Below are 19,610 nucleotides of genomic sequence, written 5' to 3'. Positions count from 1 at the left end.
GTCTTGCCGTGGTCAACGTGGCCAATCGTGCCGATGTTGACGTGCGGCTTATTACGCTCAAACTTTTCCTTTGCCATGATGGCCTCCTTTTTCGGTAATGAAGGGAGCCCCTGAACAGAGCTCCCTCAAATCTTCGCTTATGCGTATTTCGCCTGGATCTCGTCCGAGATGTTCTGCGGAACCGGATCGTAGTGATCGAACTGCATGGTGAACTGGGCACGGCCCGACGACATCGAACGCAGAGTGTTGATGTAACCGAACATGTTGGCCAGCGGAACGAACGCGTCGATCGCGATGGCGTTGCCACGGTTTTCCTGACCGGAAACCTGACCCCGACGTGATGTCAGGTCGCCGATGATGCCGCCGGTGTATTCTTCCGGGGTGATCACTTCGACCTTCATGATCGGCTCAAGCAGTTTCGCGCCAGCTTTGCGCATGCCTTCACGCATACCCATACGAGCCGCGATTTCAAACGCCAGAACCGAGGAGTCCACGTCGTGGTATTTACCTTCGATCAGAGCAACTTTGAAGTCGATCACGGGGAAGCCAGCCAATGGGCCGCTATCCATGACGGATCTGATGCCTTTTTCGACACCCGGGATGTATTCCTTGGGTACCGAACCGCCAACAACGCGGGATTCGAACGAATAGCCTTCACCCGGCTCTGTCGGCGAGATGATCATCTTCACCTCGGCAAACTGACCCGAACCACCCGACTGTTTCTTGTGGGTGTAAACGATCTCGGCTTCGTGACCGATGGTTTCGCGATAGGCCACCTGCGGCGCACCAATGTTCGCTTCAACCTTGAATTCACGCTTAAGACGGTCAATCAGGATGTCCAGGTGAAGTTCGCCCATGCCCTTCATAATGGTCTGACCCGATTCCAGGTCAGTTTCCACGCGGAAGGATGGGTCTTCTGCGGCCAAACGGCCCAGACCCTGGCTCATTTTTTCCTGGTCAGCCTTGGTTTTCGGCTCAACCGCGATCTCGATCACCGGATCGGGGAAGGTCATCGTTTCCAGAACCACCGGATCGCCGGTCGAACACAGAGTGTCGCCCGTGGTGGTGTCTTTCAGACCTGCCAGCGCGATAATGTCGCCTGCGAATGCTTCCGTGATTTCCTCACGATCATTCGAGTGCATCATCATCATCCGGCCGATACGCTCTTTCTTACCCTTGGTCGAGTTCAGAAGCGTGTCGCCCTTGGCCAGAGTACCCGAGTAGATGCGGGTAAAGGTCAGCGAGCCAACAAAGGGGTCGTTCATGATTTTGAACGCCAGACCCGAGAACGCCATGTCATCATCCGCACGGCGGGCAATGTTACGGGTTTCTTCTTCGTCACCGGGTTTGAAGCCCATGTAATCGACAACGTCGAGCGGGCTGGGCAGATAGTCGATCACAGCATTCAACAGCGGCTGAACGCCTTTGTTCTTGAACGCCGAACCACCCAGAACCGGAACAAACGCGATTTCCAGGGTACCTTTGCGCAGCAGGGCGCGCAGGGTTGGAACGTCGGGCTCATTGCCTTCCAGGTATTCCATCATCGCGTCGTCGTCCATTTCGACGGCCGCTTCGACCATTTTACCGCGCCATTCGTCAGCCATGTCTTTCAGGCTGTCACGGATTGGTGCTTTGACCCAGCTTGCGCCCAGGTCTTCGCCCTGCCACAGCCATTCTTCCATGGTGACCAGGTCGATCAGGCCTTCCAGCTCGGTTTCTGCACCGATCGGAATACCAACCGGAACAGCACGTGCGCCGGTACGGTCTTCGATCATTGCAACGCAGTTGAAGAAGTCCGCGCCGATCTTGTCCATCTTGTTGACGAACACCATACGCGGAACCTTGTAGCGGTCAGCCTGACGCCACACGGTTTCGGTCTGGGGCTCAACACCGGCGTTTGCGTCCAGAACGCAAACGGCACCGTCGAGAACCGCCAGCGAACGCTCAACTTCAATGGTGAAGTCAACGTGGCCGGGGGTGTCGATGATGTTCAGGCGGTGCTTGGGCGAGTCAGCAGTTTCACCGTCTTCGGTGCGTTCCCAAAACGTGGTGGTCGCAGCCGAAGTGATGGTGATGCCGCGTTCCTGCTCCTGCTCCATCCAGTCCATGGTGGCTGCACCATCGTGCACCTCACCGATGTTGTGGGATTTGCCGGTGTAATACAGGATGCGTTCCGAACAGGTAGTTTTACCTGCATCGATATGCGCCATAATACCGAAGTTACGGTAATGGTTGAGTGTATATTCGCGTGCCATTTTGATAAGCCTCTGGAATTACCAACGGTAGTGGCTGAAGGCTTTGTTCGCCTCGGCCATCTTGTGGGTGTCTTCGCGCTTTTTCACGGCAGTACCGCGGGACTGTACGGCGTCCAGCAGTTCGCCCGCAAGGCGCTCTTCCATGGTGTTTTCGTTACGGCCACGCGCAGCAGTGATCAGCCAGCGGATGGCCAGTGCTTCGCGGCGCTCGGGGCGCACTTCGACCGGAACCTGATAGGTTGCACCACCAACCCGGCGCGAACGAACCTCGACCGACGGTTTGATGTTGTCGAGCGCTTCGTGGAACACTTCGACAGGAGCGCGCTTGATCTTGCCTTCAACGCGGTCAAAAGCGTTGTAAACGATGCGCTCTGCGACCGACTTTTTGCCGTCGATCATCAGGTTGTTCATGAATTTGGTCAGTACCTTGTCGCCAAATTTGGCGTCAGGCAGGACTTCGCGTTTTTCGGCGGCGTGACGACGTGACATATCAGCCTCTCCTTCTTACTTGGGACGCTTCGCGCCGTATTTCGAACGACGTTGCTTACGGTCTTTGACGCCCTGGGTATCCAGAACACCACGCAGGATGTGGTAACGGACACCGGGAAGGTCTTTTACACGGCCGCCACGGATCAGAACAACCGAGTGTTCCTGCAGGTTGTGGCTTTCACCGGGGATGTACGAGATGACCTCGAACCCGTTGGTCAGGCGCACTTTGGCAACCTTACGCATAGCCGAGTTCGGCTTTTTCGGTGTGGTCGTATACACACGAGTACAGACGCCGCGTTTCTGCGGGCACTGCTCCAGGTGCATGGACTTCGAGCGTTTTACTTTGGGCTGACGCGGCTTGCGGATCAGCTGTTGAATAGTTGGCATTCCGGTTTCTTCCCCGTTTTGCAACACACATGACATGCACGCGCATTGCGTGCGGCTAAACTTGCTGCGTTCGTGCGTCCACAAGCGCAAAACCCGCGAGCGTTCCCATTCCGAGGTGAACGTCGCGGTTTGTTATCAGAGGGCGCGAACGATAAAAGTGTCCGGGCCTTGACCAGTTCATTACTGGAATCGGTTGTGGGGCGGCCCCCGGCACCGAGATGACGCGCGTATATGGGGAGTCGGCCCGAGTGTCAACAGCACATACCCGACAAGCCGATTGACGGCGTTTTACCAAGACTTAGCTGCTGCTTCCAGTGCTACTCGCCCGTTGCCGGCAATTGCGGATTTCTGCATAGTGGCCGCGAAACTTTTCTATGGACGAAACATGCAAGTCATTGGCCTGTGCCGCTTTTCCTACCCCGCAATCGGCGGCTATCAGGTAGAACACGAAACTGTCGAAGAGCGTCGTCAATACCTGTACAATCCAGAGCGGCTGGAAGAACGGTTTCGTCTGTTCGAAACCACCACCCTGCCCGGTTTTCGGGAACAGACAGACGAGGACTTTGAGCTGGTGGTGCTAGTCGGTGAATGCCTTCCCCAAAAGTCCATGGACCGGCTGTATGATCTCACTTCGGGCATCAGGCAGGTCCGCATCGTCAAGCGCACACCAGCCCGGCACCGCCCGGTCGTCAAAGAGGTCCTGCACAGCGCCCGCACCGACCCGGATCAGCCATGTCTCCAGTTCCGGCATGATGACGATGATGCCGTCTCGGTCGACTTTGTCGAACGTCTGCGCCTTGCGGCGATTGACGCCAAAGGACTGACCCGGAATAGCCGGACGGTCGGGCTGGATTTCAACAGCGGGTTTCTGGCGCGGTTTGGACCGGATGGCACTCAAGCCCTCCCGGTGTTCCGATCCCTTTTGGGCGTTGGGTTGGGGATGTATATTGCCGGCGGCTGCAAACACACGATAATGAGCTTCACGCACCATAAGATCGGTCGTTTCATGCCCGTGATCAGCTATCCCGACGCGCCCATGTGGGTGCGTACGCTGAACAACTTCAACGACTCCCCCCATGCCCGCGCCAGCAAGACCGAGCTGTCCCCACTGACACCGGAACAAGAAGGCGAGTTCATTGCGCGATTTGCCATTGAACAGGACAGGGTGCGGCGGGCTCACTCGGCAGGTTGAGACTGACGTTCCCGGAACAGCGTGAAAAGCCCCGCACCCACGACCAGAACAGCGCCCAACATTGTGATCGTATCGGGCCAATCGCCAAAAATTACCCAACCCAGCCCCAAAGCCCAGATCAGGCTGGAATACCGGAACGGCGCGATAAAACCGACGTCGCCTTCGCGCATGACCATGACGCTGCAAAGATATCCGGTTAGAACAAAGACCGCAGCTGACGCCACCATTATGCCTGCGCCCGGCGCTACCGGCTCCCACCCTGTGACTGCAGTTGCGACCCCTGCGGCCACTGTAATGGAAACCGACGTCGCCAATGTGACCGTCAAGGACGGAACATGGGTGGACATACGCCTTGTAATCAGGTCGCGCGCGGTGACGGATGCCACGGCAATCAGAGCGTAGATCGCGTAAATACTGAACCCATCAGGCCCCGGCCGTACGATCAGCAACATTCCAGCAAATCCCATCCCGATCGCTAGAATGCGGCGCCAGCCGATATGTTCACCAAAGAACAAAACAGCCCCCAATGTCACCGTAAGTGGCAACGCCTGAAGAACGGCCGTTACATTTGCAAGCGGCATATGCAAAAGCGCTGTCAGAAAGAAGAATGTGGCCGACAACTCGGCCAGGCAGCGTGCAGCGACAAGCCACTTGTCGTGGCGCGGAAAGTTCAGGTGCAGTGCCCCAAGATGACGCGCCATCAGAAACACCAATAACGTCGCCAAGAATCCACGCATCGCAACCATCTGAAACAGCGGCAAGTCTGCCCCCGCAACTTTGATCAATGCGTCATTCACGGTAAAGGCGGCCATGCTGCCCATCATCAGCATAGCGCCCTTCACATTCGGGGTCATAGTCGCAGAATCCAATACTCAAAAGAAACACGGATCATTGGCCGTAAGTCCTTGTGAGATGTCAATATGCAACCACGGACCCGTCGGTCAGTCGGGCAAGATCACCAGAGTGTGGTCTATTCCGGCAAGGGCCGCGTCTATGCGCTGCGCAATCTCAACCCAATCGCCCCCAGCCAAACCTGCACCAATCATCGGATAGCCGATCCGCGATGCGGGAAACGCGCGTGCAATCTTCGAAAAACAACCCGAGATCGCGTCATATTCCACAAGCGGCACCGGCCCCTCCCAGTGAAACTGGGTATAGGCATTAACCACTACAAATTCGGTCGTGCCCCGCGTGATCTGAACCGAAGAAATCGTTCCGAGTTTTGAACGGGACCCAAGTTCCGTCTGCTTGTCGGCCTCAAGCGCATCAGGGAATTCCGCCGCAATCGCCCGTGCTATCCCGGCCCCCATCGCATGGAAGCAATTGCAACCGTGAATGATGACATCAAACTCACCATTCAGTGCAAGCTGTATCAAATCACCCTTGATTGTAGGCATCATGCATCCCTTGGTCAGTGGGTCGCTGTCTTCGAGACTATTCAGTTGTATCACGATTGGGCAAAAGCACACCAAGGGCAAAAGAAAAGGCCCCGCGAAATCGCAGGGCCTTTCCGTATTTCTATGATGAGAAAGTTACTCGCGGCTTTCCGGTGTTTCCACCAGAACGTCCAGCTCGTCACCGACCATGTCGTCATCCATGACCGGCGCAGCCAAGGCAGCGGCCGCTTCGGCCTCTTCCCGGCGAGCTTCGATCACGACGTTGTCGCGGCCTTGCGCAACCTGGCGCACGGCCTGAGTGGCCCCACCGGTACCGGCTGGGATCAGGCGACCAACGATGACGTTCTCTTTCAGGCCAACCAGTTTGTCCTTCTTGCCCTGAACCGAAGCTTCGGTCAGCACGCGGGTGGTTTCCTGGAACGACGCCGCCGAGATGAACGAACGTGTCTGCAACGAGGCTTTGGTGATCCCCAAAAGGATCGGTTCGCCCTGAGCCGGACGTCCGCCGCGGGCCAACGTCTTCTCGTTGGCTGCGTCGAACTCCTGCTTGTCGACATGTTCGCCTTTCAGCAGGGTGGTGTCGCCTGAGTCCAGGATCTCCCACTTCTGCAGCATCTGACGCACGATGACTTCGATGTGCTTGTCGTTGATTTTCACGCCTTGCAGACGATAAACATCCTGCACCTCGTCGATCATGTAATCCGCCAGCGCTTCGACACCCATGATGGACAGGATGTCATGCGGAGCAGGGTTACCGTCCATCAGGTATTCACCCTTCTGGATGAAGTCCCCTTCGGCGACCGGGATGTGCTTGCCCTTGGGTACCATGTACTCGATGGTCTCCATGGACTCGTCAGCCGGCTCGATGCTGATGCGGCGCTTGTTCTTGTAGTCGCGGCCAAAGCGCACGTAACCATCGGCTTCTGCGATGATCGCGTGATCTTTCGGACGACGGGCTTCGAACAGTTCAGCCACACGCGGCAGACCACCGGTGATGTCCTTGGTCTTGGCGCCTTCACGCGGAATACGCGCAACGACTTCACCAGCCTCGATTTTTTCACCGTCTTCGATCGACAGGATCGCATCCACCGACATCGGATAGTGAACCGGGTTGCCCGCATCATTGCGGACCGGCTCGCCATCTTCACCAACCAGAATGATCTCGGGCTTCAGGTCGCTGCCTTTGGGGGCGGCGCGCCAGTCGATCACGATCTTCTGGGTCATGCCGGTTGCATCGTCGGTCTCATCGCGGACAGCAATGCCCGAAACAAGGTCAACATACTTCGCGGTGCCGGCTTTCTCGGCGATGATCGGCAGGGTGTAGGGATCCCACTCGTACAGCTTGTCGCCACGAGCCACCTTGGCGCCATCCTTGACGAACAGCTTAGAGCCATAGCCCAGCTTGTGGCTGGCACGTTCTTCACCGTGTTCGTCCTTGATCACCAGCTTCATGTTCCGGCCCATAACCAGGATTTCGCCTGCGGAATTGGCCAGAACCTGCGGGTTCTCGAACGAAACCACACCGTCTTGGCTGGCTTCCTGGAATGACTGCTGACCACCTTGGGCAACACCGCCGATGTGGAAGGTCCGCATCGTCAGCTGTGTACCAGGTTCACCGATGGACTGGGCGGCGATGATGCCGACAGCCTCACCCGTGTTGACCCGCGTACCACGTGCAAGGTCACGACCATAGCAGGTGGCACATACACCTTCCTCGGACTCACAAGTCAGAGGCGAGCGGATGCGCATCGAAGCAACACCGGCCTCGTCAATGGTGTCGGCCATGCGTTCATCGATCAGCTGACCCGCAGCGACCAGAACCTCTTCCGTACCCGGACGCAGAACGTCATCGGCAGAAACACGACCCAGCACACGTTCTGCCAGAGATGCAACAACCTCACCATCGTTGACCGCAGCTTCGGCAGTGATCGCACGTTCGGTACCACAGTCGATCTCACGAACGATGCAGTCCTGCGCCACGTCCACCAGACGACGGGTCAGGTAACCCGAGTTCGCCGTCTTCAGAGCGGTATCCGACAGACCCTTACGGGCACCGTGGGTCGAGTTGAAGTACTCAAGAACGGTCAGACCTTCTTTAAAGTTCGAGATGATCGGCGTCTCGATGATGTCGCCGTTCGGCTTGGCCATCAGACCACGCATACCGCCCAGCTGTTTCATCTGAGTAACCGAGCCACGCGCACCCGAGTGGGCCATCATGTAGACCGAGTTCGGTTCCTGTTCGGAGCCATCCTCTGCCCGATCCGAAGACGAGATCGTGCCCATCATCGCATCGGTGACGCGGTCGTTACACTTCGACCAGGCATCGACAACTTTGTTGTACTTTTCGCCCTGTGTGATCAGTCCGTCCATGTACTGCTGTTCAAAGTCTTTTACCTGACTGCGGGTCTCATCAACGATGCCCCACTTATCATCAGGGATGACCATGTCGTCCTTACCGAACGAGATGCCCGCCTTGAACGCTTCTTTGAAACCCATCGACATGATCTGGTCACAGAAGATAACCGACTCTTTCTGACCGCAGTAACGGTAGACAGTGTCGATCACCTGCTGCACTTCTTTCTTCCGCAGCAGACGGTTGACCAGCTCGAACGGCGCCTTGTTGTTCATCGGCAGCAGCGCACCCAGGCGCAGACGGCCCGGAGTTGTCTCGAAACGCTTCTGAACTTCGTTGCCTTCGTCGTCGATCTGCGTGATCCGCGCGGTGATCTTGGTGTGCAGGTGCACTTCGCCGGAATCCAGCGCGTGCTGAACTTCGTCGATCGAACCAAACACCTTACCTTCGCCCGGCATGCCTTCGCGTTCCAGGGTCACATAGTACAGACCCAGGATCATATCCTGCGACGGAACGATGATCGGCGCACCGTTTGCAGGCGACAGAACGTTGTTCGTCGACATCATCAGAACACGGGCTTCCAGCTGGGCCTCAAGGCTCAGCGGGACGTGCACAGCCATCTGGTCACCGTCGAAGTCGGCGTTAAAGGCCGAACAGACCAGCGGGTGCAGCTGGATGGCTTTACCTTCGATCAGGACCGGCTCGAACGCCTGAATGCCCAAACGGTGCAGCGTCGGCGCACGGTTCAGCATGACAGGGTGTTCGCGGATCACCTCGTCGAGGATATCCCACACTTCGGGACGCTCTTTCTCGACCAGTTTCTTCGCCTGCTTCACGGTCGAAGACAGACCCTTGGCTTCAAGGCGCGAGTAGATGAACGGCTTGAACAGCTCCAGCGCCATCTTCTTGGGCAGACCACACTGGTGCAGCTTGAGTTCCGGACCGGTCACGATGACCGAACGGCCCGAGAAGTCGACGCGTTTACCCAGAAGGTTCTGACGGAAGCGACCCTGCTTACCTTTCAGCATGTCCGACAGCGATTTCAGCGGACGCTTGTTGGCACCGGTAATCACGCGCCCACGACGGCCATTGTCGAACAGAGCGTCAACGGATTCCTGCAACATCCGCTTTTCGTTGCGGACGATGATGTCAGGTGCGCGCAGTTCGATCAGACGCTTCAGACGGTTGTTCCGGTTGATGACGCGGCGATACAGATCGTTCAAATCCGAAGTCGCGAAACGGCCACCATCCAGCGGAACCAGCGGACGCAGTTCCGGCGGAATGACTGGGATCACGGTCATCACCATCCACTCAGGCCGGTTGCCCGACTCGAGGAAAGATTCAACAACCTTCAGACGTTTGATGATCTTCTTGGGCTTCAGTTCACCGGTTGCTTCGGCCAGATCAGCGCGCAGCTGCTCGGCTTCGGCTTCCAGATCGATCTGAGCCAGCATTTCACGGATAGCTTCCGCACCGATGTTCGCCGTGAACGCGTCCATGCCATAGGCATCCTGCGCGTCCATGTACTCTTCTTCGGTCAGCATCTGGCCATAAGACAGGTCGGTCAGACCGGGCTCGATGACGACATAGTTTTCAAAGTACAGAACACGTTCCAGATCGCGCAGCGTCATGTCCAACATCAGACCGATGCGGGACGGCAGCGATTTCAGGAACCAGATGTGCGCAACGGGTGCTGCCAGTTCGATGTGGCCCATACGCTCGCGGCGGACTTTCTGCAGGGTGACTTCCACACCGCATTTCTCGCAGACAACGCCGCGATACTTCATCCGCTTATATTTGCCGCACAGACATTCGTAATCTTTGATCGGGCCAAAGATACGCGCGCAGAACAGACCGTCACGCTCGGGCTTGAACGTCCGGTAGTTGATGGTTTCGGGTTTCTTGATCTCGCCATAGGACCAAGACAGAATCCGCTCGGGCGACGCCAGGGAGACTTTGATCTCGTCAAAGACTTTCGGCGGCGTCAGCGGGTTGAACGGGTTGTTGGTGATTTCCTGGTTCATTTTGCGTCCTTACAAATTGGGATGGGATGAGTGTGGGGCGTTGCCGCCCCTACTCTTCCTCCGCATCCAGGAGTTCCATATTCAGGCCGAGGCCACGGACTTCTTTAACTAGAACGTTGAACGATTCCGGTACGCCCGCTTCAAAGTTATCCTCGCCCTTGACGATCGACTCATAGACCTTGGTCCGGCCGGCGACGTCATCCGATTTCACGGTGAGCATCTCCTGCAGGGTGTAGGCGGCGCCGTAAGCTTCCAGAGCCCAGACTTCCATCTCACCAAAGCGCTGACCACCGAACTGCGCCTTACCACCCAGCGGCTGCTGGGTAACCAGGCTGTACGGCCCGGTCGAACGCGCGTGGATTTTGTCATCCACAAGGTGGTGCAGTTTCAGCAGGTACTTGATGCCAACGGTCACAGGACGCGCAAATTGCTCACCCGTACGACCGTCGAACAGAACCGACTGACCGCTTTCCGAGAAGCCCGCACGCACCAGCGCGTCGTTGACGTCAGCCTCTTTGGCTCCGTCAAAGACGGGGGTCGCGATCGGAACACCGCGGGTCACGTTGCCCGCAGCCTCGATCAGGTGACCTTCGTCCATGCCGGCAATGCCTTCTTCATAGACATTCTCGCCATAGGCCAGCTTCATCGCTTCGCGAACCGGGGTCAGGTCGCCAGAACGGCGGTATTCACCCAGTGCTTCGTCGATGTTCAGACCCAGACCGCGTGCGGCCCAACCCATGTGGGTTTCAAGGATCTGTCCAACGTTCATACGCGAAGGCACGCCCAGTGGGTTCAGACAGAAGTCAACCGGAGTACCATCAGCCAGGAACGGCATGTCTTCCATCGGAACAACCTTGGAGATCACACCTTTGTTTCCGTGACGACCGGCCATCTTGTCGCCCGGCTGCAGCTTACGCTTCACGGCGATGAAGACTTTAACCATCTTCATCACACCCGGCGGCAGGTCGTCACCACGACGGACTTTCTCGACCTTGTCTTCGAAACGGGCATCCAGAGCGCGCTTGAGCACTTCGTATTGCTCGTTCAGAGCCTCTACGATCTGGGCGTCCTTCTCGTCTTCCAACGCCAGCTGCCACCACTGACCACGGGTCAGCATGTCCAGCAGTTCCTCGGTGATCACCGATCCTGCCTTGACGCCTTTCGGGCCTTTGACAGCGGTCTTACCCAGGATCAGACCTTGCAGACGCGCATAGATGTTGCGGTCAAGGATCGCCAACTCGTCGTCCCGGTCACGGGCCAGACGTTCGACTTCCTCACGCTCGATCTGCAGCGCACGCTCGTCTTTTTCCACACCGTGACGGTTGAAGACGCGGACTTCCACGACCGTACCGTAATCACCCGGCTTCACGCGCAACGAGGTATCGCGCACGTCAGATGCTTTTTCACCAAAGATGGCGCGCAGCAGCTTTTCTTCCGGGGTCATCGGGCTTTCGCCCTTCGGAGTGATCTTGCCGACCAGAATATCGCCCGGCTCAACATCCGCGCCGATGTAAACGATGCCAGCCTCGTCGAGGTTGCGCAGCGCTTCTTCACCGACGTTCGGGATGTCGCGGGTGATCTCTTCCGGGCCCAGCTTCGTGTCACGGGCGGCGACTTCGAATTCCTCGATATGGACCGAAGTAAAGACGTCATCACGCGCGATACGTTCCGAGATCAGGATCGAGTCTTCGTAGTTGTAGCCATTCCAAGGCATGAACGCGACGACCACGTTCTTACCAAGGGCCAGTTCACCGATATCGGTGGACGGACCATCGGCGACAACCTCACCTTTCGTGACGGTGTCACCCACTTTGACCAGCGGACGCTGGTTGATGCAGGTGTTCTGGTTCGAACGCTGGAATTTGCGCAGACGGTAGATGTCAACGCCAGCGTCGCCCAGTTCCAGATCTTCGGTAGCACGAATAACGATACGCTGGGCATCGACCTGGTCGATGATGCCGGCACGTTTCGCCTGAATCGCAGCGCCCGAGTCGATCGCAACCTTTTCCTCGATACCGGTGCCGACCAGCGGCGCCTCGGCCCGCAGCAGCGGAACCGCCTGACGTTGCATGTTCGAACCCATCAGGGCGCGGTTGGCGTCGTCATTTTCAAGGAACGGGATCAGCGATGCAGCAACCGATACCAACTGTTTCGGGCTGACGTCGATCAGGTCCACATTCTCGCGCGGGGCAAGGGTGTAGTCTCCGGACTGACGGGTCGAAACTAGATCGTTAATGAACTTGCCATCCGCATCCAGTGTCGCGTTCGCCTGCGCCACAGTGTGACGCATTTCCTCGGTCGCGGACATGTAGTGAACCTCATCGGTCACCTCGGCGTCTTTGACGACGCGGTACGGTGTTTCGATGAAACCATACTTGTTCACGCGGGCGAAGGTGGCCAGCGAGTTGATCAGACCGATGTTCGGGCCTTCCGGCGTTTCAATCGGGCACATCCGACCATAGTGGGTCGGGTGTACGTCGCGCACCTCAAAGCCCGCACGTTCACGTGTCAGACCACCGGGGCCAAGCGCCGAGAGACGGCGTTTGTGGGTGACTTCCGACAGCGGGTTGGTCTGGTCCATGAACTGCGACAGCTGCGACGAGCCGAAGAATTCGCGAACAGCAGCAGCAGCCGGTTTCGCGTTGATCAGGTCCTGCGGCATGACGGTGTCGATCTCGACCGACGACATACGCTCTTTGATCGCGCGCTCCATGCGCAGCAGGCCAACGCGGTACTGGTTTTCCATCAGTTCGCCGACAGAACGCACACGACGGTTGCCCAGGTGGTCGATATCGTCGATGTCACCTTTGCCGTCGCGCAGTTCGACCAGCGCCTTGATGCAGGCCACGATGTCTTCGCGACGCAGGGTGCGCAGCGTATCGGGAGCATCCAGAGCCAGACGCATGTTCATCTTCACACGGCCAACAGCGGACAGGTCATAGCGCTCGCTGTCGAAGAACAGCGTGTCGAACAAGGCCGAGGCCGCTTCGACGGTGGGCGGTTCACCCGGACGCATAACACGGTAGATATCCATCAGCGCGGTGTCCCGGCCCATGTTCTTATCTGCCGCCATGGTGTTGCGCATGTACGGACCGACGTTGATGTTGTCGATGTCCAGAACCGGAATCTCGGTGACGCCGGCATCGACCAGCTCTTTGACTGTGCCGCCGATCAGTTCGCCGTCCTTGTCATATTCCAGCGTCAGCTCATCACCGGCTTCGACATAGATCGCACCGGTTTCTTCGTTGATGACGTCTTTGGCGACGAATTTTCCAACGATGTGGTCGAATGGAACCAGCAGGTTGGTGACAGTGCCTTCGTCGATCAGTTTCTTGACAGCGCGCGGTGTGACCTTCTTGCCTGCTTCAGCAATCACTTCACCCGATTTCGCATCAATCAAATCATAAGTCGGACGGGTACCGCGCACACGTTCCGGGAAGAACGGAGCGATCCAACCCTTCTTCTTGTCCAGCTTGTAGGACACGGTGTCGTAGTACGCATCCATGATCGCTTCCTGATCCAGACCCAGCGCATAAAGCAGGGTCGTCACAGGCAGTTTGCGGCGACGGTCGATACGGGCGAACACGATGTCCTTGGCGTCGAACTCAAAGTCCAGCCAGCTGCCGCGATACGGGATGATGCGGCAAGCAAAGAGCAGTTTACCCGAAGAGTGGGTCTTGCCCTTGTCGTGGTCAAAGAACACGCCGGGCGAACGGTGCATCTGGGACACGATCACACGCTCGGTGCCGTTCACGATGAACGTACCGTTGGGCGTCATCAGGGGCATGTCGCCCATGAATACGTCCTGTTCTTTAATGTCTTTGACGGATTTGGCGCCGGTGTCCTCATCGACATCGAACACGATCAGACGCAGAGTGACCTTCAGCGGCGCGCTGTAGGTCATGTCGCGCTGCATGCACTCTTCGACGTCATATTTAGGTTTTTCCAGATCGTATTTCACGAACTCCAGAACGGAGGTTTCGTTGAAATCCTTGATCGGGAAGACCGATTGGAACACGCCTTTGATGCCTTCGCCGTCTGTGGGCACATCTGCATCGCCGGAGCGCAGGAATAGATCATAAGAGGATTTCTGGACCTCAATGAGGTTCGGCATCTCCAGCACTTCGCGGATTTTGCCGTAATATTTACGAAGACGTTTCTGGCCAAGGAACGTTTGAGCCATGTCAGATGTCACCTTTCGATGTTCTCAGCGGACAAAGACACCGTCGGGCCCCGGTGCCTTGCACATTAGAGACGACACGTCCGGATCAATTCGTGGCCACCGTCCCGAATGGCAGCCTCCCGATCCGCGAACCGCGTCTTAGAAAACACCCCAATTTTCAGAGGCCCTTTCTAAGACAGGTTCGGCTGGACCCGGATTTCTCCGGATCCAGCCAAATTCTGCGGCACATCAGCGATGCACCTGTCGAATGGCTTAAGCCAGCTCGACTTCGGCGCCAGCTGCTTCCAGCTTGCCTTTGACTTCTTCGGCTTCGTCTTTCGACACGCCTTCTTTGATCTTGCCGCCAGCTTCGACCAGTTCTTTGGCTTCTTTCAGACCCAGACCGGTGATGCCGCGAACTTCTTTGATCACGTTGATTTTCGAAGCGCCGGCGTTCTTCAGAACGACGTCGAATTCGGTTTTTTCTTCCTCAGCTGCGCCACCGGCGTCGCCACCGGCTGCCATGACAACTGCGCCGCCTGCTGCGGGCTCGATGCCATATTCGTCTTTGAGGATGGTTTTCAGTTCTTGTGCTTCCAGCAGGGTCAGACCCACGATGCTTTCTGCGAGTGCTTTCAGATCAGCCATTTTATCAGCTCTTTCCGTTTACAGTGTGTGTTCCAACGTCAGGGTGGTTACCCTACGCAGATCATTCAGTGCCAACCGCTTACGCAGCTTCCGCCTTCTCTTCGATGGTGGAAAGGATGCTTGCGATGTTGCTTGCAGGTGCGCCAATTGCGCCAGCGATGTTCGAAGCAGGTGCGCCAAGCATGCCCGCGATAGTAGCAATAAGCTCCTCGCGCGAAGGCATTTTCGACACGGCTTCGACGCCGGCACGATCCAGAGCGTTCTCACCCATTGCACCGCCAAGAATTTCGAACTTTTGGTTCTCTTTGGCGTAGTCCTGGGCCACTTTGGCTGCTGCCACAGGGTCCTCGGAATAGGTCAGAACGGTCATACCCGTCAGCAGGTCGGCAATGCTTTCACATGGCTTTCCGTCGAGGGCGATTTTGGCGAGCCTGTTCTTGGCAACACGCACGGAGCCACCCGCGTCACGAGCACGTGCGCGAAGGTCCTGCATCTCGGCAACTGTCAGACCGGCGTAGTGCGAAACCACTACGACGCCAGAGCTTTCGAAGATTTGGCCGAGTTCCTCGACCACTTTCTCTTTCTGGGCTCTATCCACAGTTCTCTCCAAGTTTGGGGCGATATCTCACCCCGGCTCATATTAGCCGCAGCTTTCGCTCCGGCGTTTAGGTCCGTTGTTACGGGATTGGCCAAAATGCGCCCGAGGGTTGGACCCCCCAGAATTCTTTGGTCTTACCCGTCTCAGGCAGGGAATTAAGGGGCCATATGACACCACCCACCGTCTTGGACGAAACAAAATAAAGCGCACGACGAATCGCACGCTTTACTTCGTAGCCTTACTTAGGGCAGATGGGGCCGGTTTCCAAGGGGTAAATTGCGGTTTCCGCAGGTTCGCAACAGCATCTGTCGAAAACGATTTCCACCCCGTTTGGAGCTTAGCATGTATATAGGCGCGGATTTACGCAGCACAACGCGCAAACGCCAATTCAAGCAGCTCCAAGCATCGACTTTCCGTTGACACGGACATCGCACTGTTATCCTGTCCGGAGACTGGACAATAGCACTCAGGACTTGGCCCGTTGGCTGGAACGCTGCCCCTTTCAGACGAAGAAAATGCCCGCGTCGCCTTGTATATCGACGAGTTTTCAAACCAGTTCCTGAAAGTGCCCATCCGCCGCTATGAATGCATCTACCGATCGCATGCGTTCGACGACACGCGATCCGTCGTGATCCTGCATACCGCAGCGCAGGCCTTCGCCCTTAAGATCGACACGCAATCGCCAGACACCGGGCGATTGCGGAACGAATATGACCTGCTCGTCGAACTGTACCGATTTTTTGAGGGCAATGAGACTTCGCGCGTTGTCCGGCCCGTTTACCTCTCGTCAGGTGGCGCTTTTCTGGTGACCGAATACATCAATCGGCCAACCGCCGTTGATCTGATCTACAACAGCAAAGACGATGATCAGGTCGCCCAGGTGTACCGTCGCGCGGGGTCGTGGCTGAACGATCTCCACAGTCGCAACCCGCCTGTTCGATACGCCTTTCGCCCCAGGTGGATGACAGACAGCTTGAAAGAGCTGATGACGGCCGTACCTAATAAAATCGCGAACCAAAGCCGGATGATGGTGAACCTGATGCTGTCCGAAGAGACCCGCCTGAAGGGCACCGAGGACCTGCGCGTATTTTCACATGGCGATTATCACGGGCAGAACCTGATTGTGGGACAGGGGAAAACGATCGGACTGGATTTCACCGAAGCCCGCGACAAGCTGGCGGTTTACGATATCGTCGATTTTCTGAAGGCGGATATCTTTCGGAATGGCGGCGCATCGGGTGTCGACCGAAGCGGTATCCTTAAAAGAAACAAAGACATGTTCTTTCGCCTTTACCGACATCCTGTCAATGTTGAAATCTTGGATTATTGTCTCCGCGGACGGCTTTTGAAAGACTGGTTGGCCTTGTGGCGAAACGACCACGAATGCAGCGAATTCGAAAGAGACAAGCGGCAAAGACTGGGCGATCGCCTGCAAGTCGCGTTCCAGCACCGTTGAGCTGGATGGATGGTCAGCGTAAATGACGAGATTGTGAGCGACATCGCGCAAATCTTAGTTGACCGAACCATCCCAAGAAACGTTATCCCAAACCATAACCCACGCGGCGATTGTCAGTTTAGGCCGACAATAACCGCAACACAGAAGGTAAGTCGCTTACATGGTTCTCCGCAGTTTTTTTGCTCAGGACAGCTCCAGCCTGGTCGCTACATTCGTCCCGGATACAGCTGACGCGAACGATATCGTGGTCGGAGGCTCGATCATCAACAATTCGGACACACCGGATGGCACCATCTTTACCTACTCGGGCGGCACCGGTACCACCATCACACTGGATGACACTGCTGGCAGCCCTGACGTTTTCGACGATGACCTGCCAGCTGGCCACGTCATCACCGATGGTGGCGGCATAGTGACAAACGGCATGCAGGTAGAATCTGAGTCAATTATCACGGTGCGAGCCCTGGATGACGATCTCAACCCGACCGGGCCAGAAATCACCATCTATGTGTTTTCCCAAGGTGGCGTGACGCAGGACGTTTGGGGCTATGCTACATCTGCCCCGCTAGATACCGGAACGTCGTATGTCAAAACCGGTGGTTCGAATGCCGGGTCGTCGGCTTATGCTGACTATGTTACCTGCTTTGGGCCGGGAACCCTTATCGAGACTGCCGACGGTATCGTTGAGGTTCAAGACCTCGCAAAAGGTCAACGCGTCTGGACACGGGACAGCGGATTTCAACCGATCCTCTGGATCGGAACGACCGTGGTTCATGGCCATGGGTCATTTGCTCCGGTGGTAATCGAGGCCGGCGCTATCGGGAACACCAAAGAGCTGGTAGTTTCGCAACAGCATCGAATTCTGATCGGCTCACCTGCCACTTACATGCTTTTTGGATCATCCGAAGTGTTCGTGGCCGCCAAGCACCTGTGTGGCCTTCCGGGGGTTTCGATCCGCCCGACGGATCGCATCACCTACACCCACTTCATGTTCGACCGACACCACATTGTCCGGTCCAACGGCGCGCTGACAGAAAGCTACTATTTCGGCGAAAATGCAAAATACGCGCTGTCGTCCCCGCAACGGTCGGAAATCCTGGCGCTGTTCCCGTCGATCGAAGATGTCAGCGATGCGTTTCGACGCACCGCTGCCCCAACAATAAGCGCGCGTGAGGCCGATGTATTGCGCGCATATATCTAAGCCGTAGAGATCAGACGCGCGCAGTCTTAAACCACCGCTTCCGCCTGGCACAGGCCACTTGAATGCGGCCTTCACGCGGACAGTCTGATCATCTTTAAGTAAAAAAATCCCGGGCGGTTCGCACCACCCGGGATTTCATCTTCGCGGTATTGCAATTGTGCTTATTCGCCCGATGCCGCAGCAACATCCAGAGTCACGCCAGGGCCCATGGTCGAGCTCAGCGCGATTTTCTTCATGTAGGTGCCCTTGGCGCCTGTCGGCTTGGCCTTGGCCACGGCCGAGATAAAGGCGCGGACGTTTTCGACCAGCTTGGCTTCGTCGAAGGACGCTTTGCCAACACCAGCGTGCACAACGCCGCCTTTTTCTGCCTTAAACTGAACTTCACCGCCCTTGGCTGCTTCCACGGCCGCTTTCACGTCCATGGTCACGGTGCCAACCTTGGGGTTCGGCATCAGGTTACGGGGGCCCAGAACTTTACCCAGACGACCGACGATCGGCATCATGTCCGGGGTGGCAATGCAGCGATCGAATTCGATGGTGCCGCCCTGGATGGTTTCCATCAGGTCTTCTGCGCCAATGATATCCGCGCCTGCTTCTTTTGCTTCGTCAGCCTTGGGGCCACGGGCGAATACAGCAACGCGCATGGTTTTGCCGGTGCCATTGGGCAGGCCGACAACGCCACGAACCATCTGGTCTGCGTGACGGGTGTCAACACCCAGGTTCAGAGCGATCTCGACGGTTTCGTCAAACTTCGAAGTTGCGTGGGCTTTAACCAGTGCAACCGCTTCTTCCACCGACAGATCTGTCTTGCCAGCGAAAGCTTCGCGCGCGGTGCGCGTACGTTTACCGAGTTTTGCCATCTTACTTCACCTCGATGCCCATAGAGCGGGCCGAGCCCAGGATGATCTGCATTGCGCCTTCGACGTCGTTGGCGTTGAGATCTTTCATTTTGGCTTCGGCGATTTCGCGAACCTGCTTCGAGGTAACGGTTGCCACGGTCTCACGACCTGGGTTTTCCGCGCCACGGGGGCGGTTACGCTTACCAACCGGCTTCAGACCAGCGGCTTTTTTCAGGTAATAAGACGCGGGCGGCGTCTTGATGTCCATGGTGAAGGACTTGTCCTGATAATAGGTGATCACGGTCGGGCAAGGTGCGCCTTGCTCCATGTCTGCGGTCTTGGCGTTGAACGCCTTGCAGAATTCCATGATGTTGATGCCGCGCTGACCCAGCGCCGGACCAACTGGCGGCGACGGGTTCGCCTGACCTGCAGGAACCTGCAGTTTCATTGTACCAGCAAGCTTCTTGGCCATTTGGTTTTCCTTTCAACGTAGGCAGGACGCGTCCCACCCGGTTTATGTTGCGTGGTCCGATCCGGGATCGCGATCCCAGCAACCTCCCACGAGAGAATCTCGCCCGAAGACGATAGAGGCGGCATGTATAGCGGAAT

Annotated in this window: 14 protein-coding genes; 3 read left to right on the top strand and 11 right to left on the bottom strand. The window is 56.9% G+C overall.

Annotated features, from left to right (window positions below; genetic code table 11):
- Window positions 1-137: 137 nt before the first annotated feature.
- The 3 genes from fusA to rpsL are packed head-to-tail and all read right to left on the bottom strand — an operon-like array spanning window position 138 to window position 3,131.
- Window positions 138-2,255 (bottom strand): elongation factor G, encoded by a 2,118-nt coding sequence (fusA, locus tag AC2FJE_RS18390; protein ID WP_282120247.1) that lies wholly within the window; start codon window positions 2,253-2,255, stop codon window positions 138-140.
- Window positions 2,256-2,273: 18 nt separating this feature from the next.
- On the bottom strand, window positions 2,274-2,744 hold the full coding sequence (gene rpsG, locus AC2FJE_RS18385) for a 30S ribosomal protein S7 (protein WP_008756926.1): 471 nt from the start codon (window positions 2,742-2,744) through the stop codon (window positions 2,274-2,276).
- 15 nt (window positions 2,745-2,759) lie between these two features.
- Entirely contained in the window at window positions 2,760-3,131 is a 372-nt protein-coding gene (gene rpsL, locus AC2FJE_RS18380) for a 30S ribosomal protein S12 (protein ID WP_005621086.1), read from the bottom strand.
- A gap of 385 nt (window positions 3,132-3,516) precedes the next feature.
- On the opposite strand from rpsL, the gene AC2FJE_RS18375 reads away from it, so the two are divergent.
- Window positions 3,517-4,323: a putative rhamnosyl transferase gene (locus AC2FJE_RS18375; RefSeq protein WP_496757217.1), complete on the top strand. Its 807-nt coding sequence runs from the start codon at window positions 3,517-3,519 to the stop codon at window positions 4,321-4,323.
- Here the strand turns inward: AC2FJE_RS18375 and AC2FJE_RS18370 are convergent.
- From AC2FJE_RS18370 to rplJ, 6 genes are all read right to left on the bottom strand, one after another.
- Window positions 4,308-5,177, bottom strand: a complete 870-nt coding sequence (locus tag AC2FJE_RS18370; protein ID WP_496735731.1) for a DMT family transporter — start codon at window positions 5,175-5,177, stop codon at window positions 4,308-4,310. The two genes, AC2FJE_RS18375 and AC2FJE_RS18370, sit on opposite strands and share 16 nt — an antisense overlap.
- Window positions 5,178-5,264: 87 nt before the next feature.
- Window positions 5,265-5,720 carry a macro domain-containing protein gene (locus tag AC2FJE_RS18365; RefSeq protein WP_496761271.1) on the bottom strand — a complete coding sequence of 152 codons (456 nt, stop codon included), beginning with the start codon at window positions 5,718-5,720 and terminating at the stop codon, window positions 5,265-5,267.
- Between the two features lie 135 nt (window positions 5,721-5,855).
- Complete coding sequence (rpoC, locus tag AC2FJE_RS18360; RefSeq protein ID WP_058272480.1) at window positions 5,856-10,097, bottom strand: DNA-directed RNA polymerase subunit beta'; 4,242 nt, start codon at window positions 10,095-10,097, stop codon at window positions 5,856-5,858.
- A 49-nt stretch (window positions 10,098-10,146) separates the two neighbouring features.
- Window positions 10,147-14,280, bottom strand: coding sequence for a DNA-directed RNA polymerase subunit beta (gene rpoB / locus AC2FJE_RS18355; protein WP_282120251.1), 4,134 nt, complete (start codon window positions 14,278-14,280; stop codon window positions 10,147-10,149).
- Between the two features lie 252 nt (window positions 14,281-14,532).
- Window positions 14,533-14,907, bottom strand: a complete 375-nt coding sequence (gene rplL, locus AC2FJE_RS18350; protein WP_037314964.1) for a 50S ribosomal protein L7/L12 — start codon at window positions 14,905-14,907, stop codon at window positions 14,533-14,535.
- 79 nt (window positions 14,908-14,986) lie between these two features.
- Complete coding sequence (gene rplJ, locus AC2FJE_RS18345) at window positions 14,987-15,505, bottom strand: 50S ribosomal protein L10 (RefSeq protein ID WP_058272482.1); 519 nt, start codon at window positions 15,503-15,505, stop codon at window positions 14,987-14,989.
- A gap of 481 nt (window positions 15,506-15,986) precedes the next feature.
- On the opposite strand from rplJ, the gene AC2FJE_RS18340 reads away from it, so the two are divergent.
- On the top strand, window positions 15,987-16,961 hold the full coding sequence (locus AC2FJE_RS18340; RefSeq protein ID WP_496756926.1) for a phosphotransferase: 975 nt from the start codon (window positions 15,987-15,989) through the stop codon (window positions 16,959-16,961).
- Between the two features lie 160 nt (window positions 16,962-17,121).
- Window positions 17,122-18,162, top strand: coding sequence for a Hint domain-containing protein (locus tag AC2FJE_RS18335; RefSeq protein WP_496756929.1), 1,041 nt, complete (start codon window positions 17,122-17,124; stop codon window positions 18,160-18,162).
- A gap of 161 nt (window positions 18,163-18,323) precedes the next feature.
- On the opposite strand, the gene rplA is transcribed toward AC2FJE_RS18335, so the two are convergent.
- Window positions 18,324-19,022: a 50S ribosomal protein L1 gene (gene rplA, locus AC2FJE_RS18330; RefSeq protein ID WP_113791693.1), complete on the bottom strand. Its 699-nt coding sequence runs from the start codon at window positions 19,020-19,022 to the stop codon at window positions 18,324-18,326.
- A 1-nt stretch (window position 19,023) separates the two neighbouring features.
- The gene (rplK, locus tag AC2FJE_RS18325) at window positions 19,024-19,473 is read right to left on the bottom strand and encodes a 50S ribosomal protein L11 (protein WP_037314971.1); all 450 of its coding nucleotides are present in this window, start codon (window positions 19,471-19,473) and stop codon (window positions 19,024-19,026) included.
- Window positions 19,474-19,610: the final 137 nt, after the last annotated feature.

This window comes from Ruegeria sp. CDSC002 (assembly GCF_059610905.1).
The sequence above is the reverse complement of the archived record's forward strand: the minus strand, read 5'-3'. Positions and strand labels throughout refer to the sequence as shown.